Here is a 26,416-nt window from a genome sequence, read left to right on the forward strand (position 1 = left end):
TAAACCATGACCCGCGACGCAGTGATCGTATCGACCGCCCGCACCCCCATCGGCCGCGCCTACAAGGGCGCGTTCAACGCCACGCCGGGCGCGACGCTCGGCTCCTTTTCCCTGAAAGCCGCCGTGGAGCGCGCCGGGATCGAGGGCAAGCAGGTGGACGATGTCGTCTGGGGCAGCGCGCTGCAACAGGGCGCGCAGGCCGGTAATCTCGGTCGCCAGGTGGCGCTGCGTTCGGGCCTTCCGATTTCCGTCTCCGGCATGACCATCGACCGGCAGTGCTCGTCTGGCCTGATGAGCATCGCGACCGCCGCCAAGCAGGTCATCACCGACCGCATGGACATCGTCGCCGCCGGCGGGCAGGAATCGATCAGCCTGGTGCAGACCAAGGAAATGCGCGTCATGCCCGACCCGCAGCTTCTGCAGATGCACGGTGCCATCTACATGCCGATGCTGCAGACGGCGGAAACCGTCGCCGACCGCTACGGCATCAGCCGCCAGCGCCAGGACGAATATGCGCTGTCGAGCCAGCAGCGCACCGCCGCCGCGCAGGAAGCGGGCAAGTTCGACGACGAGATCGTGGAAGTGACCACCACGATGAAGGTGCAGGACAAGGAAAGCGGCGAGATCTCCGATAAGGAAATCACTCTCTCCAAGGACGAAGGCAATCGCCCGTCCACCACCATCGAGGGCCTGCAGAAGCTGAATCCGGTGCTGCCGAACGGGTCGATCACGGCCGGCAACGCCAGCCAGCTTTCCGACGGATCGAGCGCCAGCATCGTCATGGAAGCGAAAGTGGCCGAGAAGATGGGGCTGGAACCGCTGGGCCGCTATGTCGGCATGGCCGTGCACGGGACCGAACCCGATGAAATGGGCATCGGCCCGATCTTCGCGATTCCGCGCCTGCTCGAACGTTTCGACCTCAAGGTGTCGGATATCGGGTTGTGGGAACTCAACGAAGCCTTCGCCGTGCAGGTGCTCTATTGCCAGGACAAGCTGGGCATCGACGGCGATATTCTGAACGTCAACGGCGGCTCCATTTCCATCGGCCATCCCTATGGCATGACGGGCGCACGCTGCACCGGCCACGCCCTGATCGAAGGCAAGCGGCGCGGCGCGAAATATGTCGTCGTGACGATGTGCGTCGGCGGCGGCATGGGCGCAGCGGGCCTGTTCGAAGTGTTCTGACCATCGCTGCGGATCGCGCGCTGAAATGAGAAAGGGCGGCCCCGGAAGCGGGTGCCGCCCTTTTCTTGTCTGATCCGCCGGAGTCCGGCGCAGCCCTGATGTTTCAGGCGTGTTCGGACATGAAGGCTTCGACGGTCGGCGCCACCTTCCCGCGCCACTTGCTGCCGTTGAAGATGCCGTAGTGACCGGCCCCTTCGGCGAGGTGATATCTCTTCTTCGCCTCATCCAGTCCGGTGGCGAGGCCGAGCGCCGCCCTGGTCTGGCCGATGCCGGAAATATCGTCGCGCTCGCCCTCCACTGCCAAAATGGCCGTCCTGTCGATGGCACCGAGATCGACCACTTCGCCGCGATGGGTAAAGGTGCCTTCGGGCAGGGAATGGGTCTGGAACACCTCCTCCACCGTCTGCAGGTAGAATTCCGCCGTCATGTCGGCGACGCTGCGATATTCGTCGTAGAAATCCTTCGACACTTGCGCGCTTTCATCGTCGCCTGCGGTCAGGTGCTTGAACATCTCGTAATGACTCAGCATGTGATTGCCGAGGTTCATGCTCATGAAGCTGGCGAGCTGCAGGAAGCCGGGATAGACGCGCCGACCGGCACCGGGGTAGTTCATCGGCACGGTGGCGATGACATTCTGGCGGAACCAGCTGAGCGGGCGTTCCATCGCCAGATCGTTCACCGTGGTCGGCGATTTCCGGGTGTCGATGGGTCCGCCCATCATGGTCAGCGTGGCGGGCGTGGCGGCATGATCGTTGGCATTCATGATCGCCGTGGCAGCCAGCGCCGGGACCGAAGGCTGGCACACCGCCATCATGTGCGGCGCGCGGCCCTGATCGTCTTCAGCGATGTGACCGAGGAATTCGATCAGATAATCGATGTAATCGTCGAGGTCGAACTGCCCCTCGCTCAGCGGCACCAGCTTCGCATCGTGCCAGTCGGTGATATAGACGACCGCATTTTCGACCATGCGTTCGACCGTCCCGCGCAGCAAAGTGGCGAAATGGCCGCTCATCGGGGCGACGATCAGCAGGCGGGGCGCATCCTCTGGCAGATCTTCGCGCGTGAAGCGGAGCAGATCGCCGAACGCCTTGTGCATGACGACGGACTGCGTGACTGCCCTCGCTTTTCCGCCGATCCTGACGCTCTCGATATCGAATTCGGGCTTGCCGCGGGTCTGTGCTGCATGGGCGAACACTTCCAGCGCGCTGGCGGCCATGGGCCCAAACCCGGTGTAGCCCAGCGGCAGGCGCGGGTTGGACAGCAGTTCGGCGCTGATGGAGGCCATGGCGCTGGCGCTGGAAAGCCAGGCGCGTTGCAATTCATAGGCGTGATAGAGCATTTGGCGGCCCCCAATGTTCAAAAATCATTATTGTGCAACGCAATATGAGCATCAGAGGCGCCAATTGCAACGCGCCTTGCGGTTTTGACAGCAATCGCGCAGCGCCCGGTCTCTGGATTTCGGGGCGGCAGGGGTCTAGGGCCACCGGCGATGGACCATTCCGAAACCGATCGATCCTTCAGCGACGATAATTTCCGCTCCCGCAGCGAAGGGCAGTCAAACTTCGCACCCGGCGGTCTCCCCGCGCAGAACGCGGCGGCAGAGCCGACCGGCACCGGCGACCGTGATCGCGATGGCGTGGCGGACACGAAAGAACCCGCAGCCAGGGCGAAATCGCTCGGCCCGTTGCGGATGGTATGGGACCATGCCCGCCAATATCCGCGCCAGCTTGCCTTTGCCTGGGCTGCCCTGCTCGTCAGCGCATTGGCGACGCTGGGCATACCCGCCGGTCTGCGCCTGGTGGTCGATCGCGGGTTCGCCGAAGGGGGCGACCCTGCCGATATCGCCCGCTGGTTCCGCTATCTGCTGATGATCGTCATCGTGCTCGGCATCGCCACGGCCTTTCGGTTCTATTTCGTCAGCTGGATGGGCGAACGCGTGGTGGCGGACATTCGCAGCGCGGTGCACCGGAACCTGATGCGGCTCGCGCCCGCTTTCTTCGAGGAGAATTCGCCGAAGGAGATATCCTCGCGCATGACGTCGGATACGGCGATCATCGAACAGGTGGTCGGCACCACCGTCTCTGTCGCGCTGCGCAACGCCATCATGGCATTGCTGGGCACCGCCTATCTGTTCTGGCTGGCCCCCGAACTCAGCGTCACCCTGTTCATCGCCATCCCGGTCATCATCATTCCCATCTTCCTGTTCGGGCGGCGGCTGCGCGATGTCAGCCGGTCGAGCCAGGACCGCGTGGCCGATGTCGGCGCGATGGTGTCCGAGGTGCTCGGCGCGATGAAGGTGGTGCAGGCCTTCGGGCAGGAGAGCCGCGAAGGCGCGCGCTTCGGCAAGGCGGTGGAGGCGACCTTCGACACGGCGAAGAAGCGCATCCTCATCCGCGCGGTGATGACCGCCATCATCATCACGCTGGTGTTCGGCGCGCTGACGCTGGTCATGTGGCGCGGGGCGTTGATGGTGGTCAGTGGCGATCTGAGCGGCGGCACCATCGTTGCCTTCGTCATCGCGGGCATCATCGTGGCCGGGGCGTTCGGCGCCCTCACCGAAGTTTACGGCGACCTGCTGCGCGGGGCAGGTGCCGCCAGCCGCCTGGACGAATTGCTGCGCGAGACACCCAGCATCGCCCCGCCTGCCCGGCCGCTCGCCCTGCCTGTCCCGCCGCGCGGCAGCCTGTCGTTCCGCAATGTCACCTTCCGCTATCCGACCCGACCCGAAAGTGCCGCGCTGGTCGATTTCTCGCTGGAAGTGGAGCCGGGCGAGACGGTGGCCATCGTCGGCCCCTCGGGCGCGGGCAAGAGCACCATTTTCCAGCTGGCCGAACGCTTCTACGATCCACAGGCAGGCTCCATCCGGCTGGACGGCGTGCCGCTCACGGCCGTCGATCCCGCCGCGATCCGCGAGCGTTTCGCCTTTGTCCCGCAGGACGGTGTGCTGTTCTCCGCCAATGCCCGCGACAATCTGCGCTATGGCGCATGGGATGCCTCGGAAGATGCGATAGATGAGGCTGCGCGGGCGGCGAATGCGCTGAATTTCCTGCGGGAATTGCCGCAGGGCCTCGACACCTATCTGGGCGAGAGCGGAACCCGCCTGTCGGGGGGACAGCAGCAACGCATCGCCATAGCGCGCGCATTGCTGCGCGATGCCCCTATCCTGCTGCTGGACGAAGCGACCAGCGCGCTGGATGCCGAAAGCGAACGGGCAGTGCAGCAGGCGCTCGACCGGCTGATGCGCGACCGGACCACCCTGGTCATCGCGCACCGCCTCGCCACCGTCCGCAAGGCCGACCGCATCGTGGTGATGGAGGCGGGGCGGATCGTGGAGCAGGGCACCCATGCGCAGCTGTCGCAGGCGGGCGGCCTCTATGCGCGGCTGGCATCGCTGCAATTCGCCGATGTGAGCGCCGGGTGACACCACGGGCGGGGCAGGGCAATCGACGAACGGCTGTCATCACTCGACAAGCAGGCAAGCGGCAGACGCAACCCGCTTCGCTTCCTGCTATGGTCCGCCGCATCTCAGCTTCGGTTCAGCAAGGCCCTGTTACCAAGTTGCGGAATTCAAACGAAAGATTGGGGAAAGATATGTTCAGATCGATACTCGCGGCAGGCGTCTGCGCCGCCGCGCTCGCCACTGCCGGCCCGGCACTGGCGCAGGATGATGCCAATGCCCTGCCGACGGTCGATTACGGCACCTGGGGCGTCAATCCCGCCAGCCTCGACCCGGCAGTCGATCCCGGCGACGATTTCTTCGAATATGTGAATGGCAAATGGGTCGCCGAAAACGCGATCCCCGCCGATAAATCCCGCTACGGCGCCTTCGATGCGCTGAACGAGAAATCGCGCGTGGACGTGAAGACGCTCGTCGATGAACTGGTCGCGTCCAATCCCGCGCCGGGCACGCAGGAACGGCGCATCGTCGACGCCTATAATGCCTTTGTCGACACGCAGGCTATCGACGCTGCCGGACTGGCCCCCGCGCAGCCTTACCTGCAGAAGATCTACGGCGCCAATTCGCTGAACGAACTCGCCATGCTGTTCGAACAGCCGGGCTTCCCCTCGATCATCGGCGGCGGGGTCACGGTCGATCGGAAAGATCCCGACTCCTATATCCCGACGGTGGGCTTTTCCGTGATGGGCCTGCCCGATCGTGATTATTACCTGGTCGATAATGAGCGGAACGAAACCATTCGCGCCGCCTACAAGGATTACCTCGCCTTCCTGCTCGGCAAGGCCGGTTATCAGGATCCCGCAGCATCCGCCGAAGCGGTCTATGAATTCGAACGGCAGGGCGCTTTGCGCGAATGGGACCGCGTGGCGCTGCGCAACAGCGACCTCACTTACAACAAGGTCGGCCGTGCCGAACTGGCGCAGATGGCGGGTGAATTCCCGCTCTCCACCGTGCTGTCGCAGATCGGCCTCGATGACGAGCCGTATTTCTCCGTCTCGCAGATTCCGCCGAGCGCGGAAGAAGCCGAGCGGCTGGGCCTGACACCCGAAACGCTCGCCGGCATCGGCGGCGGTCTTCCGGGCATGATGGAATTGCTGACGCAGACGCCGCTGGCGACGATCAAGGCCTATATGGCGGCGCAGTTCCTGTCGTCCAACGCCGCCGTCCTGCCGAGCGAGATCGACGATGCGCGCTTCGCCTTTTACGGCAAGACGCTGTCGGGTACGGAACAGCAGGAACCGCGCTGGAAGCGGGCCATCTCCAACACCCAGAGCCAGCTCGGCGAAGTGTTGGGCAAGGCCTATGTCGACCGCTATTTCCCCGCCGAAAGCAAGGCCCAGATGGACGAGCTGGTGAAGAACCTGCGGCTCGCCATGGCCGAAAGCCTGAAGGAAAACGCCTTCATGGGCGCGGAAACCCGCGAACAGGCGATGGCGAAGCTCGCATCCTTCAATCCCAAGATCGGCTATCCCGACGAATTCGAAACCTATGAAGGGCTGAGGATCGCGGGCGACGATCCGCTGGGCAATCGCCTTGCGGCCATGAAGTGGCAGCAGGACGACAATCTGGCGAAGCTGGGCACCACGGTCGACAAGACCGAGTGGTTCATGCTGCCCCAGACGGTGAACGCCTATTACAACCCGACCTTCAACGAGATCGTGTTTCCGGCGGCCATTCTGCAGCAGCCCTTCTTCGGCCCGAATGTCGATCCGGCGGTGAATTATGGCGCGATCGGCGGCGTGATCGGCCATGAGATGGGCCATGGCTTCGACGATCAGGGCGCGAAATACGATGCCTCGGGCAAATTGCAGAACTGGTGGGCGGAAGAGGATCTCAGCCGCTTCCAGACGCTGACCAGTGCGCTCGCCGCGCAATATGATGCCTATTGCCCCTATGACGAGGGCGAGACCTGCGTGAATGGCAAGTTCACGCTGGGCGAGAATATCGGCGATGTCGGCGGGCTGTCGATGGCCTATCGTGCCTATCGCATGTCGCTGGACGGCAAGGAGGCGCCGGTGATCGACGGCCTGACCGGCGACCAGCGTTTCTTCCTCGCCTGGGCGCAGGTCTGGCGTTCGATGCAGCGGGAGGAAATGGGACGTCAGCGCCTGCAGACCGACCCGCATTCGCCGGAAACCTACCGCGTCAACGGCGCGGTGCGGAACCTGGATGCGTGGTACAAGGCGTTCAACGTCACGCCCGACGACGATCTGTACCTGCCACCGGAAAAACGCGTGCGTATCTGGTAAGGCACAGAAAAACGAATAATCGCGGGGCGGTGCGGGTCAGCTTGACTTGTGCCGCCCTTTCCTTTTGACGCATCGCCCATGAACCTGACCGTCACCGCACTCCTGCTCGGCCTGCTCGAAGGAGTGGCAGAGTTCCTGCCGATCTCCTCGACCGGGCATCTGATCCTGGCGCAGACCTTCTTCGGCTATGATCCGGGGCAATGGCGGCAGTTCAACATCGTTATCCAGTTGGGCGCCATCCTGGCCGTGGTTGTCACCTATTGGTCGCTGTTCTGGGACATGGGCACCGGCCTGCTGCGGCGCGAGACGAAGGCGCTGCTGTTCACCCGCAACATCTTGCTCGCCTTCATGCCGGCCGCCGTGATCGGCCTGCTGGCGGAAGATGCCATCGACGCCATGCTGGAAAGCCCGCTGACCGTGTCGATCGCGCTGGTGCTGGGCGGCATCGCGATCCTGGTGCTGGAAAGGATCATCACCCCCAACGAGGATGTCGGCGTCGAGGGCCTGTCCTGGCGCATGGCGATCGGCGTCGGGTTCGTCCAGTGCCTGGCGATGATCCCCGGCACCAGCCGTTCGGGTGCGACCATCATGGGAGCCCTCGCGATGGGCGTCGGGCGCAAGACGGCGGCGGAGTTTTCCTTCTTCCTGGCCGTTCCGACCATGCTGGGCGCGGCTACGGTGAAGGTGGTGGGCGACCCTGAATTGATGGCGGGGAATGCCGTCATCGGCTGGGACGAGATCGCGATTGGCTTTACCGCCGCCTTCGTCGCCGCCATGATCGTGATCCGCGCCTTCGTGGCCTATGTGTCGAAACACGGGTTCAAGCCCTTTGCCTGGTACCGGATCGTGGTCGGCGGCGCTTCGCTGGCGTGGCTGCTGCTGGCCTGACGCGCTGCGGACGCCGGGCCTCGGAACTGTAGCAATCCTGCAACATTCCACGGTTTTTGGCGCGTTGTACGGAAACAAGCAGCTTTCCAGCCGTTATCCTTACAAGTTGATAAAGGATAGAAAATGGCGCTCTTGCTGCTGATAGCCGTCGGTGCGATTCTGGGATGGCTCGCTTCTATCATCCTGCAGCTGGACGAATTTCAGGAACTTGCTCTCAACATGGCCGCAGGCATCGGCGGTGCGCTGGTGTTCGGCGTGATGGCGAACCGGGAATCGATCCTGCACGGCATCAGCGGCACGGCCCTGCTGCTCTCGACTCTGGGAGCCATCGCCTCGCTGATCGCAGTCAATTCATTGCGAAACATGCTCGCGCAATAATCGCGGCAATTACCGCCTCGGCGCCGGTCCGGACATGCGCTGCCCACTCCGCAATCCATGCAATGGAAAGCCAGTTCAGATGAACCCGGCCAGGTACAACCCGATCAGACCGGGTCCGCACCGCTCCCGCGCCCGCCGCGCAGAAGATATTCCTGGCTTCCGCGCTGCACCACATTGTCGACATCGATCACCGCCGAATTGGCATAGGTGAAGGCCGGCGGCAGATTGCGGTAGAGCCGGTCGAAATCCCTCTCCACCGTCTGGCGGTAGAGATCCTCGAAACTTTCAATGACGAAATAGGTCGGCTGCAGGTCGCTGATGACGTAATCGGTCCGCATCACCCGGTCGACATTCAGCATGATCCTGTTGGGCGAGGCTGCCTCGACGGCGAATTTCACTTCCGTGGGGCCGGACAGAATGCCCGCGCCATAGGCGCGCAATTCGCCTTCTTCCAGCATCAGGCCGAATTCGACCGTGTACCAGTAGAGCGCACCCAGCGCCTTCAGCCGGTTGTAGCGCATCGCCTTCCAGCCGGCCCTGCCATATTCCTGCATGTAATCGGCATAGACCGGGTCGGTCAGCATCGGCACATGGCCGAACACGTCGTGGAAGACGTCGGGTTCCTGAATATAGTCGAAGGTTTCGCGGGTGCGGATGAAATTGCCCGCCGGGAACCGCCGGTTCGCCAGGTGCCAGAAGAAGACGTGATCCGGGATCAGCATCGGCACCGGCACCACGCTCCACCCGGTCAGCGAATCCAGTTCTTCCGAAAGGCGGGCGAATTCCGGCACGCCGCCGCGCCCGAGGTCCAGCTTCTCCAGTCCCTGCATGAAGGCCGTGGCCGCGCGCCCCGGCAGAACGCCCATCTGGCGCTTGAACAGATCGTCCCAGATGGCATCGTCGTCGCTGTCATAGGATGCCTGCGACGGCTCCAGCCAGTCGGCGCCGAGATGCTCCGGCTTCTGCAAGGGCGCAGTGAACACATCCCCCGGCATTTCGGGGAGGGCGGAAAAGTCGCTGTCGGGTTGGACGATAGTAGCCATGATGGCTGCGTTTCTAGCACCCCTGCGCCGGGCTGACAAATGCGGTAGCGGGTGAGTCCCGTCAGGCAGCGCGCTCGATGATCGCGGCCAGACCCTGTCCGCCGCCGATGCACATGGTCTCCAGCCCGTAGCGCACTTTCCGGCGCTGCATTTCGTGAGTCATGTCCGCCAGAATGCGGAGGCCGGTCGCGCCGATCGGATGGCCGAGCGAAATGCCCGAACCATTGACGTTCAGCATGTTTATGCGGGGATCGTCATCCGACCAGTCCCAGCCCTTCAGAACGGCGAGGACCTGCGGCGCAAAGGCTTCGTTCAGTTCCACCAGGCCGATATCGTCCCAACCCATGCCGGTCTGGCGGAACAGCCGCTCCACCGCGGGCACGGGGCCGATGCCCATGCGTGACGGGTCGCAGCCCGCGCCGGCCCAGCCGGTGAACCAGGCGATCGGTTCGACGCCCATTTCCTCCAGCATATCCTCGCCCACCACCAGGCAGGCGGCGGCGGCATCGTTCTGCTGGCTGGCGTTGCCGGCGGTGACGATGGCGTCGGGGTTGGTCCTGCCTTCCAGGGCGCGCAATTTCCCCAGCGATTCCATGCTGGCGTCGGGCCGCACGCCCTCGTCACGGTCGAAGATGATGGGATCGCCCCGGCGCTGCGGGACGCTGATTGGCACGAGGTAATCGTCGAATTTCCCCGCCTCCCACGCGGCGGCGGCATTGTGCTGCGACCGTACGGCAAAGGCGTCTGCTTGCTCGCGCGTGATGCCGTAATCCTTCGCCAGATTTTCGGCGGTTTCGATCATGCCGGTAATCACGCCGAAGCGTTCGATGGGCTGGCTCATCACCCGTCCGCGCGTCAGCCGGTCGTGCAGAGTGATATTGCCCGCGCGCACGCCGTCGCGCAGATCGGTGGTGTAATGTTCGACATTCGACATGCTTTCGACGCCGCCCACCGCCACCATGTCGGCATTGCCGGTCTGCACCATCATCGCCGCATTTGCGAGCGCCTGCAGACCCGAACCGCAGCGGCGGTCGAGCTGATAGCCGGGCACTTCCAGCGGCAGATCGGCAGCCAGCCAAGACCAGTGGCCGATGCAGGGTGCCTCGCCGCTGCCGTACCCCTGGCTGAAGATGACATCATCCACGCGCGCCGCGTCGATCCCGGTGCGCTCCACCAGTGCCTTCAGGATGATGGCCCCCAATTCGCCTGCTTCCAGCGGGGCCAGCGCGCCGCCGAACTTGCCGACCGCGGTGCGGATCGGGCTGACGATGGCGGCACGGCGAAGGGGGCGGTCGGTCATGTCGGTTCCTTTGTCTGCGAGGCATCATGGGCGATGTTGCGGTCGATGAGATCGCCGATGGCGCCCGAAGACAGGCCCAGCCTTTCGGCGAGCACCTGTTCGGTATGCTGGCCGTTGCGCGGGGAAGCGGCTGGCGGCCTGCGCGATTCGCCGGCCTGATGGGCAAAGGCGCCATTGGCGGGATAGTCGAAGCCGCTGGGATTGGGCGGCGATTGGCCGAACAGCGGATTGGCGGTAACCAGCTGCGGGTCGCAGGCAGCCTCGTAGGGGGTACGGTAACGGCTGAAGGTCGCGCCCGCCGCTTCCAGCGCAGCCAGCACATCGGCCGAGGTGCGAGCGGCGATGCGGGGCTCCACCAGCGCGAACAATTCGTCGCGGTGGACATAGCGATTGTGGTCGCTGGGCGCGAATTCCACCCCGTGTTTCGCCTCGATCTCCGCAACCTCGGCGGCGATATCCAGCACCGAGACGACGGCGTTCCACTGCTTGGACGTCAGCGCGGCCAGCATGATGCGTTCGCCGTCGCTGGTGATGAAATCGCGGCCCCAGGCGCCCCAGATGTCGTTACCCTGCCGGCTCCGGTCGCCCCCTTGATACAGCACCTCGGCAATGCCGCCGATCATGCCGACCGTGCCGATGGCCACATCGCCCAGCGGCACGCGGATCTCGCCGCCGCCGCCGCCAGCCTCACGCTTGCGAATGGCGGCGAGCAGCGCGAAGGCGGAATAGGCGCCGGTCAGCAGATCCCAGGCAGGCAGGGCATGGTTGATCGGGTGTTCGCGCCCGTCCTGATCCTTCTTGCCCGTGAGGTAGGGAAAACCCACGGCGGCGTTGACGGTGAAATCCATTGCCTGCGCGCCATCCGCCCAGCCCATGATTCGCACGGTGATCATTTCTGAATCGCCCTGCGCCACTGCATCATGCGACAGGAAGCTGTTCTGCGGAAAATTCGTGATCAACTGCCCGGTCTTGCGGGCAAGTTCCACCAGCAGTTCGCGCCCTTCGCCGCTGCGCAGATCCAGCGCCACGCTGCGCTTGCCCCGATTGAGGTTCTCCCAGGCCAGCGAATGGCCATTGTCCGTCATGTGATAGCGGGTGAAATCCGGCCCCCCGCCGATCTGGTCGACGCGCACGACATCCGCGCCAAGCTGCGCGCAATACAGCCCGGCGGTGGGCGAGGCGACGAAGCTGGACGCCTCGATGATCGAAAGGTTTGAAAGCATGTCCTGCATGATGTGCGTTTCCTGTTCTGCCCCGCAGCCTTAGCCCTGCGCCCCGGCGGCGAAATCGCGCAGCATGTTCTTGGCGATGACCAGTTGCAGGATCTGCGTGGTGCCTTCGTAGATCGTGTAGATGCGGCTGTCGCGGTAGAAGCGTTCCGCCTCATATTCCGCCAGGTAGCCCGCGCCGCCATGCACCTGCACGCAGCGATCGGCGATGCGGTTGCACATTTCGGAACAGAACATCTTGGCCGAGGCGGCCTCGATGATGCTCTTTTCCCTCGCATCCACCCGCGCCGCCGCATCGCGCAGCATGCATTCGCCGGCATAAAGCTCCGCCCGGCTGTCGGCCAGCATCGCCTGGATCAGCTGGAACTGCGCGATCGGTTCGCCAAAGGCCTGCCGTTCGGTGGAATAGCGCAGCGCGGTATCGAGGATGCGCTTGCCATATCCGCAACTTGCCGCCGCGATGGACAGCCGGCCATTGTCGAGGCTCTGCATGGCGAATCGAAAGCCCTGCCCTTCCTCACCGCCCAGCAGGGCGTCCGCCGGCAGGCGCACCTCGTCGAGCATGACATCGGCGATATGGCTGCCAGCCTGCCCCATCTTCCTGTCCGGCTTGCCGACCGATACGCCATCCGTGTCCATCGGCACCAGAAAGGCGCTGACATGGGCGTTCTTGGGCTGGTTCTCCTTCGACGTGCGCGCCATGATGAGGCCCAGCTTCGCATGCGGCGCATTGGTGATGTACCGCTTGGTGCCGTTCAGCACCCATTCGTTGCCGTCCATATGCGCGGTGGTCTGCATCGCGGCGGAATCCGATCCCGATCCCGGTTCCGTCAGGCCGAAACAGGCGATCTCGCCGGCGGCGAGGCGGGGCAGCCATTCCTGTTTCTGCGCCTCGGTCCCGCCGTTCTTCAGCGCGGAACAGACCATGCCGATATTGATCGAGATGATCGAGCGGTAGGCGGGAAGGGCATAGGACAGCACGCGGATCGTCTCGACATATTGCGCCGTGTTCATCGCCGCGCCGCCATATTCTTCCGGCATGGTCAGGCCGAACAGGCCCATGTCGCGCATCTCGTCGAGAATATCCTCGGGAATGCGGTCGGTGGCGATGATGTCGTCCTCCGCCGGGATCAGCCGTTCGCGGACGTAGCGTTCAAGTTGTTCGATGAACTGTCCGAATATTTCCTGGTCCATTCCGTTCTCGGCCATGGGTAATCCTCTCTCGAAGTGGTTTCAGGGGGTCGCTGTATCGGCAGTTTCGGCACCGGCGGCGGAATTGTCCGGCCGTTCTTCCAGCATGGCGGCAGCTTCTTCCAGCGCGCGGGTCTCGGCGGGACCGGCACTGTCGAAGCTGGCCTCGGCGGTAGCAGTATCTTCCGCCGCAGGGGCGCACCCGCCGGCAAGCGACAGGAGCGCGGCAGGGGCGGCGAGAAAGACGAAGCGCAGCATCGCGCCCCACCATAGCGCCCGATAGGCAAAGGAAAAGCGGGGGAATCGCTGCTGCGACGCCCCCGCCCGTCATTCCGTCCTGCCGACGCTACGGCATTGCCGCCCGCCGCCGGCACACAGCCGGGCAAATAAACCCGGTTCAATCCATCCGGTCTTCGGCCGTGGCGGTCGCGGCTTCGGCGGCGGCGGCCTGCGCGCGGGCGGCGACATCCGCTGCGTTGTCGGCAGCGGTTTCGGCGCGGACCTGCTCGCTTTCGTTCACGGCAGCCGGGTTCTCGGTCGTTTCCCTCACGATGACCGGCTCGTTGATGGCAGTGTCGGCCACGGGGGCTTCCACGATCGGCGCCATGGCGTCGTCTGCGGGGATCTCGACATTGTCGGCCACCGCTTCTTCACTGGCATCGTCGGCGGAACCGCAGGCGGCGAGGGCAAGCAGCGTGGCCGAAGCCAGGGCGGCGCGGGCGAGTTTCTTCATGGGGACAGTCTCCGTAGCGGTAGATGAAAGTGTCGCGCCGGTGTGTCGCACATCGCCGCAACCCGGCAGCCCTTGTAGCGGGGCGAAAAGCCGCTGGAAATGTAAAAAACTCATTCTTCCGCCATTCACCCCGGCGCGCCGATCTGCCACAGGCGGCAGATGGATTCCCCCAAGTCCGAAGTCGCTCCCACGCCATCCGGCGCCGCCGCCGCGCGCGAAGCGTTGCGCCGAATCTTCGGCTTCGACGACTTTCGCGGCGTGCAGCCTCAGGTGGTGGAACGCGTACTGGCCGGGCAATCCACGCTCGCGGTGATGCCGACGGGCGCGGGCAAATCGCTGACCTATCAACTGCCTGCCACGATGCTGCCGGGCACCTGCCTCGTCATCAGCCCGCTGATCGCGCTGATGCACGACCAGCTGCGCTCGGCCCGCGAAAACGGCATTCGCGCCGCCACGCTGACCAGCGCCGATGCCGACTGGCGCGAGACGCAGGATGCGTTCCGGGCAGGCGAGCTGGACTTGCTCTATGTCGCGCCCGAACGCGCCAGCCAGCCGGGGTTCCGCGACATGCTCGCTGCCGCGCCGCTGGCCCTGTTCGCCATCGACGAGGCGCATTGCGTGTCCGAATGGGGCCATGATTTCCGGCCCGATTACCGCCAGTTGCGCCCGCTGATGGATGCGTTTCCCGATGTGCCGCGTCTCGCACTGACGGCAACGGCGGATGCCCATACCCGCGCCGATATCCTGGCGCAGCTGGGCATTCCGGATACAGGTCTGATCGTCGCCGGGTTCGACCGGCCCAACATCGCCTATGCCATTCGCCCGCGCGACAGTTTGCAGCGGCAATTGGCGCAGGTAATGGCGGACCATCCCGGCCCCGGCATCATCTACGCCCCCACCCGGCGCAAGGTGGAGGATCTGGCCAGCAGCCTCGCCGCCGCCACGCAGCGCGAGGTGCTGCCCTATCACGCCGGCCTTCCGCCGGAACGCCGCGCGGCGAACCAGGCGGCTTTCGTCGCCAGCGAGGACATGGTGATGGTGGCCACCATCGCTTTCGGCATGGGCATCGACAAGCCCGACGTGCGCTTCGTCGCCCATGCGGGCATCCCCAAGAGCATCGAGGCCTATTACCAGGAAACCGGCCGCGCGGGGCGCGACGGCGATCCGGCGCAGGCGGTGATGCTGTGGGGCGCGGGCGATTTCGTGCAGGCGCGCAGCCGCTTGCAGGAACTGGATACGGCGCGGCAGGCGGGTGAGCGCACGCGGCTGGATGCGCTGGCGGGGCTGGTCGAGGCGCCGGGCTGCCGCCGCGCCATATTGCTCCGCCATTTCGGCGAAGACCCGCCGCCACGCTGCGGCAATTGCGATAATTGCCTGAACCCGCCCGCGATGGTGGATGCCAGCGAAATGGCGCGCAAGCTGCTGTCGGCGGCCTATCGCACGGGGCAGAGCTTCGGTTTCGGCCATTTGCAGAAAGTGCTGACCGGCGCGTCGGACGAACGCATCGAACAGCGCGGGCACGACCGCCTGAGCGTGTTCGGCATCGTCGATGCTGCCGAGGCACCGCTGCTGCGTCCGCTGGCCCGCGCCCTGCAGGCGCGCGGGGCGCTGGTGGCCACCGATCATGGCGGCCTGGCGCTGGGCGGCGATGCGCGGGCCATATTGAAGGGTGAACAGGCGGTGGAGATGGTCCTGCCGCCGAAGCAGGATCGGCGCGGGGGCAGGGGGCGGGGCGGCACGCGCGACAATGCCGCGAACCCGGTCGGAGACCCGCTGTTCGACGCCTTGCGCGAATTGCGGCGTGAGCTGGCGCAGGAAGCGCAGGTGCCCCCCTATGTCATTTTTCACGATTCGACGCTGCGCGAAATGGCTGCACAGCGACCGGCAAGCCGGGATGCCCTGTCGCGCATCGCCGGGGTGGGGGCGAAGAAGCTGGAAGCCTATGGCGATGCCTTCGTGGCGGCGATCCGCAATGCCAGTTAGACCCGGCGCAAATTATCTTGACACTCCGTTAACCAATGTCGTTCAGATTGCAGTCCATGGATAAGCCCGCCCGCACCCCGTCAGAACGCCAACCCGCAGAGCGCATCTCGCTCGCCTGGCCGCTGGCGCTCGCGGCCCTTGCGGTCGCGGCTATCCCGATAGGGGCGCTGATGGCGCAGGAAAGCACGGCGGCGTTCACCGTCACCGAAACCGGGCGCGGCTTCGCCAGGCTTCAGGATGCCGTCGATTCCATCGGCGATGCGACCGGCACCATCGCCATTGCCCCCGGCACCTATCGCCAATGCGCGGTGCAGCAGGCGGGGCGGGTGTCCTATTTCGCCACCGGACCCGGCGCGGCGGTTTTCGACGGCACGACCTGCGAAGGCAAGGCGGCGCTGGTGCTGCGCGGGCGCGAGGCCAGTGTCGTCGGCCTCACCTTTCGCGGCATGGCCGTGCCCGACATGAACGGCGCGGGCATCCGGCTGAAACGCGGCGATCTGACGGTGGCGCAAAGCCGCTTCGAGGATAGCCAGCAGGGGATCCTGACCGCCGACGATCCGGCCTCGGCCATCATCATCGACAAAAGCACCTTCAGCGGGCTCGGCACCTGCGAAGGTGCGGGCGGCTGCGCCCATTCCATCTATGTCGGCGATTACGGCATGCTCCGTATCACGCGCAGCCGTTTCGAGGCGGGAACCGGCGGCCATTATGTGAAGGCGCGGGCGGGCAAGGTCGAGATCGCGGGCAACAGTTTCGACGATTCGCGGGGGCGCGGCACCAATTACATGATCGACCTGCCCGCGGGCGCTTCCGGTTCGATCACCGACAACTGGTTCGTGCAGGGCCGCGACAAGGAAAATTACTCCGCTTTCATCGCCATCGCTGCCGAACAGCAAAACCACAGCGCCGACGGCCTGCGGATCGCCGGCAATGATGCGCGGCTCGTGCCCGACCTGGCGCGCAATACTATCTTCGTCGCGGACTGGTCGGGCGACCGGCTGGAGATCGGGGAAAACCGCCTCGGCACCGGCCTGCAGGCGTTCGAACGCCGCTGACCTCGCGGAACCGCGCCTGCTCCCCGGCCGTTGAGGGCAAAAGGAGCATTACATGGCAGGCGGGTGGACGCGCGATGGCGCGGTTCAGGACCAGATCGACGATACGGTAAGCGACGCGGTTGCCGCGGCAAGGGCGCGCATGGCTGCGGCCAGTGCGTCCGGTTCGGGCGCGGAATATTGCGACGATTGCGGTGAAGCGATACCGGAGAAGCGCCGTATTGCGCTGCCCGGAACTCGCACCTGCGTGAATTGCCAGGGCACGCGCGACGGACAGGTGCGGCATAGCGCGATGAACCGCCGCGGCAGCAAGGACAGCCAGCTGCGATGAGTGTCTTGAGCAAACCCTTCATCTGGTTGCAACATGCCTTGCCGCATCACGGCCTCTCCCGCTTCGCCGGACGCTTCGCCGCGAGCGAGAACCCGTGGATCAAGGATCTGCTGATCCGCCGCTTCATCCTCGCCTATAATGTCGACATGGGCGAAGCCGAACGGCCGGAACGCGATTACAGGAGCTTCAACGATTTCTTCACCCGCACCCTGAAAGCCGGCGCCCGGCCCATCGCCGATGCCTCGCGACACGTGGTCAGCCCGGCGGACGGCGCGATCAGCCAGCTTGGCCGCATCACCGGCGGGCGCATCGTGCAGGCCAAGGGGCGCGATTATTCGGTGCGCGAATTGCTGGGCGGCGATGCCGATCTGGCCCGGCGGTTCGAAGGCGGCCATTTCGCCACGATCTATCTGTCGCCGCGCGATTATCACCGCGTCCACATGCCGGTGTCGGGAACGCTCGCTGCCACGATCTATGTTCCGGGGCAGCTGTTTTCGGTCAATGCCGCCACGGCGCAAGGGGTCGAGGGGCTGTTCGCCCGAAACGAACGGCTTGCCTGCATCTTCGACACCGGGATTGGCACGGTGGCCAGCGTGATGGTCGGCGCGATGATCGTGGCGGGTATCGAGACGGCCTGGTCCGGCCCGGTGGAACCGCATGGCAAGGCGCTGATCCGCTCCGTGCTGGCCGAAGCCGAGGGCGATGAAGCGCCGTCCTACGAAGCAGGGGACGAGATGGGCAAGTTCCTGCTCGGCTCCACCGTCGTGCTGTTGTTCGAGGAAGGCCGTATCGAATGGCTGGCCGATTTCCGCGCCGGCGACAAGGTCCGCATGGGACAGGCCATCGCCCGCCGCCTCGACGCGGAGTAGATCAGCGCAGCAAATGTCCGGCGCGGTCGCGCTTGGTATCGAGATAGCGCGCATTGTGCGGATTGGCCGGAAGCTGGTGCGCCACTCTCTCGACGATATGCGTGCCCGCCTGTTCCAGCGCGGTGACCTTCGCCGGGTTGTTCGTCATCAGGCGTATTTCCCGGATGTTCAGCAGGTCGAGCATGCGCGCCGCGACGGGGAAATCGCGCGCCTCCTCGGGCAGGCCGAGGCGGCGATTGGCATCCACCGTGTCGAACCCCTGGTCCTGCAACCTGTAGGCGCGCATCTTGTTTAAGAGGCCGATGCCGCGCCCTTCCTGCCGCAGATACAGCAGCACGCCCCAGCCGCCCCTGGCCGCTTCTTCCGCCATGGCGGCAAGCGCGGCATCGAGCTGCGGGCCGCAATCGCATTTCAAACTGCCGAGAATATCGCCCGTCAGACATTCGGAATGCAGGCGGACCAGCGGCACGCGGTCGCCATTCTGCTGGCCGATGATCAGGGCAACATGTTCGCGCAGATCGTCGGGGCTGCGGAAGGCGACGATCTCCGTGTCCTCCGCCGCCGCCACCGGCAGCCGCGCGCGGGTGGCGATGGCGAGCCGGGCCGGGTCGGCAAAGGCGTCGAGATCGGCGGGCGACACGTCTTGCGCTTCCCCCGCCCCGGTTGGATCGACCATGAAGGCGGGAAGGATGCCCGCGATCCGCGCCAGTTCCAGCGCTGCGACCGCCGCTTCGTGCCACGGCAGCGGGGCGGCGCGGAACGGGCCCTTCATGGGCGAGGCAAGGTCGAGAGCGGGGTCGGCCACCGGCAAGGCGGCGGAAAGGTCGAAGGGCTCCACGCCCGCCATCAGCACCGGCGCATGAGGCGCAGCGGCAGCGCGCTGATTGCCGAGCTTCAGCGTCGCCGCGCGCGCCGCCGAGATCAGCAGGAACTCGGCTCTCGCGCCCGGAGCGATGGCAGTCTCCACCGGCAACAGGATACGCGTTTCGGCCACGCCGCCGCCCTGCGCCGCACATTCCACCGCGATCGGCCAGCCGTGGCGCAAGGCGTCGACCGCCAGCGCCACCCGGCGCGACGGGGAGGGGCGGGAGGCGCTGCCGGTCCCGTTCAGAGATCGAACTCCGTCACCAGCGGCACGTGATCGGAAGGTTTCTCCCAGTCGCGGGCGCGTTCATGCACGCCATGCGCCACGGCCTGCCGGGCAAGCTGGGGGCTGGCCCACATGTGATCCAGCCTGCGGCCCCGGTCGTTTCCCTTCCAGTCCTTCGAACGATAGCTCCACCAGCTGAAATAGCGTTCCGGGTCGCGGATATGTTCGCGGCCGATATCGCTCCAGCCGTGGGCATCGCGGAAGCGGTCCAGTGTCTCGATCTCTATTGGCGTATGGCTGACGACCTTCAGCAATTGCCTGTGGTTCCAGACGTCGCTTTCCAGCGGGGCGATGTTGAAATCGCCGACGATCAGGGTGGGGCGATCGACCTTTTCCGCCCAGCGCGTCATCCGATCGAGAAAATCCAGTTTCTGGCCGAATTTCGCGTTCTGCTCGCGGTCGGGAATGTCGCCGCCGGCCGGTATATAGACATTCTCCACGATAACGCCCTGCCCGGCGCCGCCAAGCTCCACGCCGACATGGCGCGCCTCGCCATTGTCCTGCCAGTCGTGGCGGGAATGTTCCTTCAGCGGGATACGGCTGACGGTCGCCACGCCGTGATAGCCTTTCTGCCCGTGCACCGCCGTGTGGGTGTAGCCCAGCCTGGCGAAGGCTTCGAAAGGAAAGGTCTGCTCCACCGTCTTGATCTCCTGCAGGCACAGGACATCGGGCGATTCCTCGGCGATGAAGCGTTCGACGATGGGCATCCGCAGACGGACGGAATTGATGTTCCACGAGGCAATTTTGACCATGGCGCGGCGATAGGGCGGCAGGCGCTGCATGTCTATCGGAGAGCGGCGCGGTTCCTTAGCGGCGCTGAAGCCGGGCGGGTGCAGGACGCAAAAAACCCTCGCGCCGGGGGCAGTGGCACGAGGGTTCATTGTCAGCGTTCGTCACGCTTTGACGAAACGGCGTTGATGGAGGTCAGGGCAACAGGGGGGAAACCCGACTCCGACCGCTTCGTCATGAACTTTCTAGGCCCGCCCGGCTTGCCATGCCATGAACGATGCTGGCGGTGCGACGCGTATCCCGGGCATAATGCCGTCCAGCGGTTCAGCGCGGGCGACGGGACGATTTACGCGGATCGCGATAGGTGAAGGCATTGTCGGCGACCGCCACCCCGTAGCGATGGTTTTTCAGGCGAACCGTGGTGCGCTGATTCTGCGCGTCCAGCGTGACCCAATTGGTCAGCTCCAGCCCGCCCGGCGCGGCGGCATTCCTGGTGAAGATCATCGTCATCACGCCGAATTCCGGCTTGTTCGGGTCGCGCACCTCGACGCTGACCACGTCGGGATTGCCGGTGGGCAGCAGCTTGCCGTATTTCTTCACGTCGCGCGACGGGTCGAGCAGGGCGCCCAGCGGCGAATTGGCGATGGGCCAGCGCTGGACCTGGTTCACCTCGTAATCCACCAGCGTCAGCGACTTGCCGTTCGAAACCACCAGCATGGGCACGCCCTTCTGGTATTCGAACCGGATCTTGCCCGGACGTTTCAGCGTCATCACGCCGTTCACGGCCTGCCCGTTGCGGTCGGTCTGCGTGAAACTGGCGCGCATGGTGGAAATGCCGCGCAATGCGGCAACGGCGCGGTCGAGATCCCCGGCAGCGGCAAGCGCCGGGGTGACCGGCAGCATCATGGCGGCAGAAGGGATGCCGATCGCAACGGCCGCCGCCAGCGCGATGCGCAGCGGCTTTCTGGCGATCATGTGCAGCATAGGCGAATGCAGGATGCGTGTGTGCAAGATAGGAATGCTCCGTGTCATTGACTGCCATTCATGGCGACGAAGCGTTGAACCGTCACTGAACCCCGCCGGTTCCGCAGGTTCATCATTCGGCCCCGGCCCGCCCGCCGACAGACCGGGTCCGGGACATGACGCCCGCCGGTCAGGCGGGCGCTCGCATCACTTGATCTTGGCTTCCTTGAACTCGACATGCTTGCGCACGACGGGATCATATTTGCGGAAAGTCATCTTTTCCGTGATGTTGCGCGGGTTCTTGGTGGTCGTGTAATAGAAGCCGGTGTCGGCGGTGGAGACCAGCTTGATCTTGACGGTTGCGGGTTTCGCCATGGCGCTATCCTGATGCTTTCGAAAAGCCGGTCGGGCTATGCCGCCAGCGAAGAGATAGGGTAAACAACATCGGGCGACGCATCGCGCCGCCCCTCATAGGCCCAGCGCCTTGGCCGAGGCCCGCGCATAAGTCAAGGCGGAGGTCGCTCGCCGTCGGTGCGGAAACGCAGGTTCGGCCAGGGGCCGCGTCAATAATCCACCTTGCCGCGCGCGGCCTTGACGGCTCCGCGGTTCTTCTTGCCGCGAATCCGCTTTTCCTTGTTGATGCGGTTGAGGCGGCTCTTCTTGCGCTGGCGCGGCTGGACATGGGCCTGCCGCAGCAACTGGGCCATCCGCTCGCGCGCCTCGGTCCGATTCGCGTCCTGCGTGCGGTGGCTGCGGGCGGTCAGGACGATGTCGCCCCGTGCGGTCATCCGGGTTCCGGCCAGTCCCTTCAAGCGGCGAAATACCTGCGGCTGCAGGCGCAGGGCGAAGACATTCAGCCGCAACTGGACCGCAGTCGCCACCTTGTTGACATTCTGCCCGCCCGGTCCGGACGAGGCGATGAAGCTTTCCTCGGCCTCTGCCAATGCCTGTTCGAGCCAGGCTTCGTCCACCGGGCCGCCGTCAGCCATCGGCGGCGCCCGGCCCTGCAAAACCCAAATCCGCAAATTCGCGCGGCAGCGGCGCGGTGGCGGCGATGGCGTCCTTGCCCTCGCGCGGAATGGCGAGGTCTGCCGCATGCAGCATCATACGCGCATAGGGTTGCCGTGCCCCGTAAAGCGGATCGCCCAGCAGCGGTGCGCCGAGGCCCGATGCCGCATGAACGCGAATCTGGTGTGTCCGCCCGGTTTCGGGACTAAATTCCAGCAGGCTGTTGCCATTCGCGACCGCCAGACGCCGCCAATGGGTGACGGATGGCTTGCCCGCGCGCGCCGGGATCATGCGCCAGCCCTGCTTCTCGCTGCTGATCTTCGACAGGGCGAGCGTGATCGTGCCGCCCTCATCCGCGACTTCGCCAGCGATTATTCCCAGATACCGTTTCGTCACCTGGCGGTCCTCGAATGCCTTGTTGAACCGCTTCAAGGCCTTCGGGTTACGGGCGAGCAGCAGGCAGCCCGACGTATCGGTGTCGAGCCGGTGCACGATGGCGGGCGGGCGGTGAAACCCCAGCTTCAGCGTTTCGAAATGGTCGCTGAGCGCCGGGCCGCCGCGGCGCGGGGTTTCCAGCGGCAGGCCGGCAGGCTTGTCGATGACGAGCGCCTCGCCGTCCTCGAACAGGATGGGTATGTTCATGCAAGTTCCGCCTTCATCAATCCGCGCAGGGCGTTGCCGATCCAGAATCCGCCCTCCAGATCCTCCAGCCGCAATTCGCTTTCCACCGCCCGGCCCGATTCGATGAGGGCGCGGCGCTGCACGCCCGGCAGCAGGCCGAGATGCGCGGGCGGGGTGTGCAAGGTGCCGCCGCGTTCGACGAAAAGGGAGGTGAAGCTGCCTTCGGTCAGCAACCCGTCGTCGCGGATCATCAGTGCCTCTGCCGCATCGTTGGCGCGTGCCACGGCCAGCGCATCTTCCCAGAAATGGCGGTCGGTGGTCTTGTGCCGCAGCCGGAAATCGCCACTGTCCACCGGCAGGGGAAGGACGATGCAGCGGGCAGGACCGGCGAGAGGTTCGGGCAAGCCGGAGGCTTCCAGCGAAGTTGCCCCGCTCCGCGCCAGCATCAGCCGCAGGCGGGCGGGGTTTTCGAGTTCGAAGCACAATGCCTGGATTGCGTTGCGGGCCGCATGGCGATCGAATGCGAAGCTCAGCGCATCGGCGCTGTCCTTCATCCGTTCGAGATGCAAATCGAGGAGGGCGATGCCTTCGTCGGGGTCGAAGCGCATCGTCTCCAGCAGGTCGAACCCCGGTGCAGCGCGGCGCGCGAAATCGCCTTTCAGCAGCGCCTCGCGCCATTCGGGCAAGGCTTCGCTGTCGGCCACGATGGCGGATCCGACACCCAGCACCACGTTGCCTTGCGCGTTCTCGACGGGCGTCAGGCGCAGGGTGCGGATCGCGACATTGAACGCCGCTTCGTCGCCGCTGCCGTCCGCTGCCCCGCCGATGCGGCCGATGGCGCCGCAATAGACGCCTCGCGCGTCGCGTTCCGTGGCGGTGATCAGTTCCATGGCGCGGATTTTTGGCGCGCCGGTGATCGAACCGCAGGGGAACATCGCCCGAAGCAGTTCCATGACGGTGGCATCGGGGCGCAGTTTCGCTTCCACGGTGGACACCAGCTGGTGCAAGGTCGGATAGGTTTCGACCGTGAATGGCTGTTCCACCCGCACGCTGCCCGGCATGGCGACGCGCGACAAATCGTTGCGCATCAGATCGACGATCATCAGATTTTCGGCCCGGTCCTTTACCGATGCCCGCAGATCGTCGGCCAGGGCTTCGTCCTGCTGCGGTGTTTCGCCGCGAGCGCGCGTACCCTTCATCGGCCTCGCGCGGGCGATTTCGCCCTTCACCGACACGAAAAGTTCGGGCGACAGGCTGAGCAGCCAGTCGGAGCCATCGAAGATCACCCCGCCATATCCGGCCTGCGATTCGGCGCGCAAGGCGGCATAGATCGTCAGCGGGTCGCCGCGCCAGCTGCCGGCGAGCGGGAAGGTCAGATTGGCCTGATAGATGTCGCCATGGCGAATGGCTTGCTGCAGCCGTTCGAACCGCGCGGCATATTCGCCATGCGAAATCTGCGGGTCGAGCGGGCCGAGGCTGCTGATGCCTTGCGTTGTAACCTGCCGTTCCAGCCATTCCGGCACGGCGTCGGGCGCAAAGGTTTGCCATCCATCGAACAGGCCGAGCCAGACCAGCGGCCCGCCCGCCCCGATGCTTGTGTCGGCCATATCCCGAAGGCGCGGTTCGAGGGCGAGGCCCGCCTCGTAGGAAAGATAACCCGCCAGCGTGTGGCCGGTTTCGCGCCGCGCGGCTTCCGCCGCCGCCAGTGCCTTTTCCACCTCATCCGCCCGGCGCGCGACGAAAATCTGCGAAGGGCTGCTGTAAAGCCGCGCTTCCGCCGCATTTTCGCGCCTTGCATCGTCGAGCAGGACAAAGGGAGCCGCAACCGCCATCAAGGCCCATTTACCGGCTTCGCAGCCCAAGTCGAGGGCCGGTGCGCGCTTCGCGCTGTCAGGGTAGGCGGATTTCCGCCCGCAAGCCGCCTTCGGTCCGATTGGTCAGAACGAGCTTTCCGCCGAGCGCTTCGGCAATGGCGCGGGCGATGGCGAGGCCGAGGCCCGAACCGCCGGTGGCGCGGTTGCGCGATGCCTCGCCGCGAACGAAAGGCTCCATCATCGCGTCGATGCGCGCTTCGGATATGCCCGGCCCGGAATCCTCCACCCGCAAGATGGCCGCGCCGCCGTCTTCTGCCACCGATACCACCGCCACCTCGCCATAGCGCAGCGCGTTCGACACCAGATTGCGGAGCGCGCGGCGAAGCAGGGTGACCTGCACCGGCCGCACGATACGCAGCATCGGGCCCAGTTCGACCGCAGCGCCCACATCCTCGAATTCCTCGACCACCGCCGTCACCAGGGTCGACAGTTCGGCTTTTTCGGGCGGTTGGTCGGAACGGCCGATCCGGGCGAGCGACAGGATGTCGTCTAGCGTCTGCGAGAGATCATCGATCCCGGCGGCCATCTTCTGCCTCTCGGCTTCGTCGCCCACGCTCTCTATCCGCACGCGAAGGGCGGCGAGCGGGGTCTTGAGATCGTGGCCGATAGCCCCCAGCATCACGTCCTTTTCGTTCAGCATGGCGGCGATGCGGCGCTCCATGGCAAGCTGTGCGGCGACGAGCCTCCGCACGTCCTCCGGCCCGCGCGGGGAGTCCGGCAGGCCGTTCGGAAGATCGCCCGGAATCTGCCCGGCAGGCGCGCGGCCGAATTCCTCCACCCGCCGGGTCAGATCGGCGAGAGGGCGGGTGGTGCGCCGCAGCAGCAGGGCCAGCCCGCCGACGAGCACGAGATAGATGATCGCCGTCTGCAAGGCGATTCCGCGCCACACGCGCGGTTCGCGGCGACGTTCGATCTGGCGCGATACCAGCCAGGTGCCATCGCTGCGCCGAATGGCGGCCAGCATCACCTGGCGATTGCGCGCATCCGGCCCCGTTTCCCTGCCTCTGCGGTCAAGCCAGGCGAGGGACGCGGCATCGTCGCTCACGGCGATCCGGCCCACAGCAATCTCCGCATAGCCGATGTTCTGAATGTCGAGGATTGCGCCTAACGCGTCCTCCTGTGCGGGCCGGCGCTGTCCGTTCAGCGCATCGGGCAAGCTGGCAGTCGCCTGCACCGGGGGACCGCGCCGCGCATGGCGTTCGTGTCCCTGGCTCTGCCTGCCTGGCGGCGTGGAATGTTCCGTCTGATGCGCGATGAAACGGAAGGCCGCGGCGTTCAGCATCTCCGCCGCGCGCCGGTCCTCCGCCGCGCGATACAGCAGGACGGCGGAGATACCCTGCGCCGCCAGCAGCGCCAGCGCCGTCCACAGCAGCACCTGCCCCAGCAGGCTGCGCGGCCAGAGACGGATCACGGCGCTTCGGTGCCTGCGCGCCGGACATCGGCGGCGAAGCGGTATCCGCCCCCGCGCACGGTCTGGATGAATTCGGGGTTGCGGCTGTCGGCTTCGATCTTGCGGCGCAGGCGGCTGACCTGATTGTCCACCGCGCGGTCGAACAGATGCGCTTCGCGGCCCTGCACCATGTCGAGCAGGCGGTCCCGGTCGAGCACCTGGCGGGGATGGTCGAGGAATGCGCGCAGCAGCCGGTATTCTGCCGTGGAGATCGAGATCATCGCGCCATCGGGGTCGGTCAGGCGGTGCTTCAGCACGTCCAGCCGCCACCCTTCGAACAGGTAATCGCGATCCTCGCCCGCCGGTGCCTGCTCCGCCGCATCGGGAATCCGGTTCGCCCGGCGCAGGACCGAACGGATGCGCGCCACCAGCTCGCGCGGTTCGAAAGGTTTGACCAGATAATCGTCGGCACCGATTTCCAGTCCGATGATCCGGTCGGTCGCCTCTCCCCGCGCGGTCAGGAGAATGGTCGGGATATTCCTCGCCTCCACCAGATGGCGGCAGAGCGACAGCCCGTCCTCACCCGGCATCATTATATCGAGGAGGACGAGATCGGGAGTGCCGTCCACCAGCACGCTGCGTGCAGCGGCGGCGCTGGCAGCTTCCGTCACGGCGAAGCCCTGGCGCCTGAGATAGGCGGCCAGGGGTTCGCGCAGCATCTCCTCGTCATCGACGAGCAGGATGGCGGTCGCGCTTTCGGTCACCGCGTCACCTGGCAAGGCGGATCGGTCCG

The 26,416-nt window shown here is 65.5% G+C and carries 25 protein-coding genes; 9 read left to right on the forward strand and 16 right to left on the reverse strand.

All coding sequences use genetic code 11. The annotated features are described in order from the left end of the window. The first annotated feature begins 6 nt into the window (after nucleotides 1-6). Entirely contained in the window at nucleotides 7-1,185 is a 1,179-nt protein-coding gene (locus HG250_RS05940; protein WP_170003679.1) for an acetyl-CoA C-acyltransferase, read from the forward strand. Between the two features lie 103 nt (nucleotides 1,186-1,288). On the opposite strand, the gene HG250_RS05945 is transcribed toward HG250_RS05940, so the two are convergent. Then, nucleotides 1,289-2,524, reverse strand: coding sequence for a polyhydroxyalkanoate depolymerase (locus HG250_RS05945; RefSeq protein ID WP_170003682.1), 1,236 nt, complete (start codon nucleotides 2,522-2,524; stop codon nucleotides 1,289-1,291). 351 nt (nucleotides 2,525-2,875) lie between these two features. Here HG250_RS05945 and HG250_RS05950 point away from each other — a divergent pair, with 351 nt between their 5' ends. The 4 genes from HG250_RS05950 to HG250_RS05965 all read left to right on the forward strand — a co-directional run bounded on the left by HG250_RS05950 (nucleotide 2,876) and on the right by HG250_RS05965 (nucleotide 8,157). Next, the gene (locus HG250_RS05950; protein ID WP_240956948.1) at nucleotides 2,876-4,606 is read left to right on the forward strand and encodes an ABC transporter transmembrane domain-containing protein; all 1,731 of its coding nucleotides are present in this window, start codon (nucleotides 2,876-2,878) and stop codon (nucleotides 4,604-4,606) included. A gap of 170 nt (nucleotides 4,607-4,776) precedes the next feature. Further along, nucleotides 4,777-6,891 (forward strand): M13 family metallopeptidase, encoded by a 2,115-nt coding sequence (locus HG250_RS05955; protein ID WP_170003687.1) that lies wholly within the window; start codon nucleotides 4,777-4,779, stop codon nucleotides 6,889-6,891. Nucleotides 6,892-6,969: 78 nt separating this feature from the next. Then, nucleotides 6,970-7,779 carry an undecaprenyl-diphosphate phosphatase gene (locus HG250_RS05960; RefSeq protein WP_170003689.1) on the forward strand — a complete coding sequence of 270 codons (810 nt, stop codon included), beginning with the start codon at nucleotides 6,970-6,972 and terminating at the stop codon, nucleotides 7,777-7,779. Between the two features lie 123 nt (nucleotides 7,780-7,902). Next, nucleotides 7,903-8,157 (forward strand): GlsB/YeaQ/YmgE family stress response membrane protein, encoded by a 255-nt coding sequence (locus HG250_RS05965; RefSeq protein WP_170003691.1) that lies wholly within the window; start codon nucleotides 7,903-7,905, stop codon nucleotides 8,155-8,157. A 104-nt stretch (nucleotides 8,158-8,261) separates the two neighbouring features. Here the strand turns inward: HG250_RS05965 and phhA are convergent, their stop codons facing one another. From phhA to HG250_RS05995, 6 genes are all read right to left on the reverse strand, one after another. Continuing rightward, nucleotides 8,262-9,200 (reverse strand): phenylalanine 4-monooxygenase, encoded by a 939-nt coding sequence (gene phhA / locus HG250_RS05970; RefSeq protein ID WP_170003693.1) that lies wholly within the window; start codon nucleotides 9,198-9,200, stop codon nucleotides 8,262-8,264. A 61-nt stretch (nucleotides 9,201-9,261) separates the two neighbouring features. Then, nucleotides 9,262-10,500 carry an acetyl-CoA C-acetyltransferase gene (locus HG250_RS05975; protein WP_170003695.1) on the reverse strand — a complete coding sequence of 413 codons (1,239 nt, stop codon included), beginning with the start codon at nucleotides 10,498-10,500 and terminating at the stop codon, nucleotides 9,262-9,264. Continuing rightward, a complete protein-coding gene (locus HG250_RS05980) occupies nucleotides 10,497-11,732 on the reverse strand; it encodes a CoA transferase (protein WP_170003697.1) in 1,236 nt (411 codons plus the stop codon). The genes HG250_RS05975 and HG250_RS05980 overlap by 4 nt, the downstream gene beginning before the upstream one ends. A gap of 30 nt (nucleotides 11,733-11,762) precedes the next feature. Then, nucleotides 11,763-12,938: an acyl-CoA dehydrogenase family protein gene (locus HG250_RS05985; RefSeq protein WP_170003699.1), complete on the reverse strand. Its 1,176-nt coding sequence runs from the start codon at nucleotides 12,936-12,938 to the stop codon at nucleotides 11,763-11,765. Nucleotides 12,939-12,962: 24 nt separating this feature from the next. After that, entirely contained in the window at nucleotides 12,963-13,178 is a 216-nt protein-coding gene (locus HG250_RS05990) for a hypothetical protein (protein ID WP_170003701.1), read from the reverse strand. A gap of 139 nt (nucleotides 13,179-13,317) precedes the next feature. Then, nucleotides 13,318-13,653, reverse strand: coding sequence for a hypothetical protein (locus HG250_RS05995; protein WP_170003703.1), 336 nt, complete (start codon nucleotides 13,651-13,653; stop codon nucleotides 13,318-13,320). A gap of 159 nt (nucleotides 13,654-13,812) precedes the next feature. On the opposite strand from HG250_RS05995, the gene recQ reads away from it, so the two are divergent. Genes recQ through asd form a run of 4 tightly spaced genes read left to right on the forward strand, consistent with a single transcriptional unit; the run spans nucleotide 13,813 to nucleotide 17,888 of the window. Beyond that, the gene (recQ, locus tag HG250_RS06000) at nucleotides 13,813-15,636 is read left to right on the forward strand and encodes a DNA helicase RecQ (protein ID WP_170003706.1); all 1,824 of its coding nucleotides are present in this window, start codon (nucleotides 13,813-13,815) and stop codon (nucleotides 15,634-15,636) included. Nucleotides 15,637-15,692: 56 nt separating this feature from the next. Then, the gene (locus tag HG250_RS06005; protein WP_170003709.1) at nucleotides 15,693-16,691 is read left to right on the forward strand and encodes a right-handed parallel beta-helix repeat-containing protein; all 999 of its coding nucleotides are present in this window, start codon (nucleotides 15,693-15,695) and stop codon (nucleotides 16,689-16,691) included. A 52-nt stretch (nucleotides 16,692-16,743) separates the two neighbouring features. Continuing rightward, entirely contained in the window at nucleotides 16,744-17,019 is a 276-nt protein-coding gene (locus tag HG250_RS06010; protein ID WP_170003712.1) for a DksA/TraR family C4-type zinc finger protein, read from the forward strand. Continuing rightward, nucleotides 17,016-17,888 (forward strand): archaetidylserine decarboxylase, encoded by an 873-nt coding sequence (gene asd, locus HG250_RS06015; protein ID WP_240956931.1) that lies wholly within the window; start codon nucleotides 17,016-17,018, stop codon nucleotides 17,886-17,888. Before HG250_RS06010 ends, asd begins: the two co-directional genes overlap by 4 nt. 1 nt (nucleotide 17,889) lies before the next feature. Here the strand turns inward: asd and ribA are convergent, their stop codons facing one another. The 9 genes from ribA to HG250_RS06060 all read right to left on the reverse strand — a co-directional run bounded on the left by ribA (nucleotide 17,890) and on the right by HG250_RS06060 (nucleotide 26,387). Continuing rightward, nucleotides 17,890-18,954 carry a GTP cyclohydrolase II gene (gene ribA / locus HG250_RS06020; RefSeq protein WP_170003715.1) on the reverse strand — a complete coding sequence of 355 codons (1,065 nt, stop codon included), beginning with the start codon at nucleotides 18,952-18,954 and terminating at the stop codon, nucleotides 17,890-17,892. 41 nt (nucleotides 18,955-18,995) lie between these two features. Continuing rightward, nucleotides 18,996-19,790, reverse strand: a complete 795-nt coding sequence (gene xth, locus HG250_RS06025; protein WP_170003949.1) for an exodeoxyribonuclease III — start codon at nucleotides 19,788-19,790, stop codon at nucleotides 18,996-18,998. Between the two features lie 301 nt (nucleotides 19,791-20,091). Next, on the reverse strand, nucleotides 20,092-20,742 hold the full coding sequence (locus HG250_RS06030; RefSeq protein ID WP_240956932.1) for a LolA family protein: 651 nt from the start codon (nucleotides 20,740-20,742) through the stop codon (nucleotides 20,092-20,094). 195 nt (nucleotides 20,743-20,937) lie between these two features. Next, nucleotides 20,938-21,105: a 50S ribosomal protein L33 gene (gene rpmG, locus HG250_RS06035; RefSeq protein WP_160755883.1), complete on the reverse strand. Its 168-nt coding sequence runs from the start codon at nucleotides 21,103-21,105 to the stop codon at nucleotides 20,938-20,940. A 188-nt stretch (nucleotides 21,106-21,293) separates the two neighbouring features. Then, nucleotides 21,294-21,719, reverse strand: coding sequence for an alternative ribosome rescue aminoacyl-tRNA hydrolase ArfB (arfB, locus tag HG250_RS06040; protein WP_170003718.1), 426 nt, complete (start codon nucleotides 21,717-21,719; stop codon nucleotides 21,294-21,296). Next, on the reverse strand, nucleotides 21,712-22,380 hold the full coding sequence (locus tag HG250_RS06045) for an RluA family pseudouridine synthase (protein WP_170003721.1): 669 nt from the start codon (nucleotides 22,378-22,380) through the stop codon (nucleotides 21,712-21,714). Before HG250_RS06045 ends, arfB begins: the two co-directional genes overlap by 8 nt. Further along, on the reverse strand, nucleotides 22,377-24,191 hold the full coding sequence (gene pabB, locus HG250_RS06050) for an aminodeoxychorismate synthase component I (RefSeq protein ID WP_170003724.1): 1,815 nt from the start codon (nucleotides 24,189-24,191) through the stop codon (nucleotides 22,377-22,379). The genes HG250_RS06045 and pabB overlap by 4 nt, the downstream gene beginning before the upstream one ends. Before the next feature lie 58 nt (nucleotides 24,192-24,249). After that, nucleotides 24,250-25,644, reverse strand: a complete 1,395-nt coding sequence (locus tag HG250_RS06055) for an ATP-binding protein (RefSeq protein WP_170003727.1) — start codon at nucleotides 25,642-25,644, stop codon at nucleotides 24,250-24,252. After that, nucleotides 25,641-26,387, reverse strand: a complete 747-nt coding sequence (locus HG250_RS06060) for a response regulator (protein ID WP_338103870.1) — start codon at nucleotides 26,385-26,387, stop codon at nucleotides 25,641-25,643. Before HG250_RS06060 ends, HG250_RS06055 begins: the two co-directional genes overlap by 4 nt. Between the last annotated feature and the right edge of the window lie 29 nt (nucleotides 26,388-26,416).

It is taken from the genome of Pseudopontixanthobacter vadosimaris (genome assembly GCF_012979275.1).
Taxonomy (GTDB): domain Bacteria; phylum Pseudomonadota; class Alphaproteobacteria; order Sphingomonadales; family Sphingomonadaceae; genus Pseudopontixanthobacter; species Pseudopontixanthobacter vadosimaris.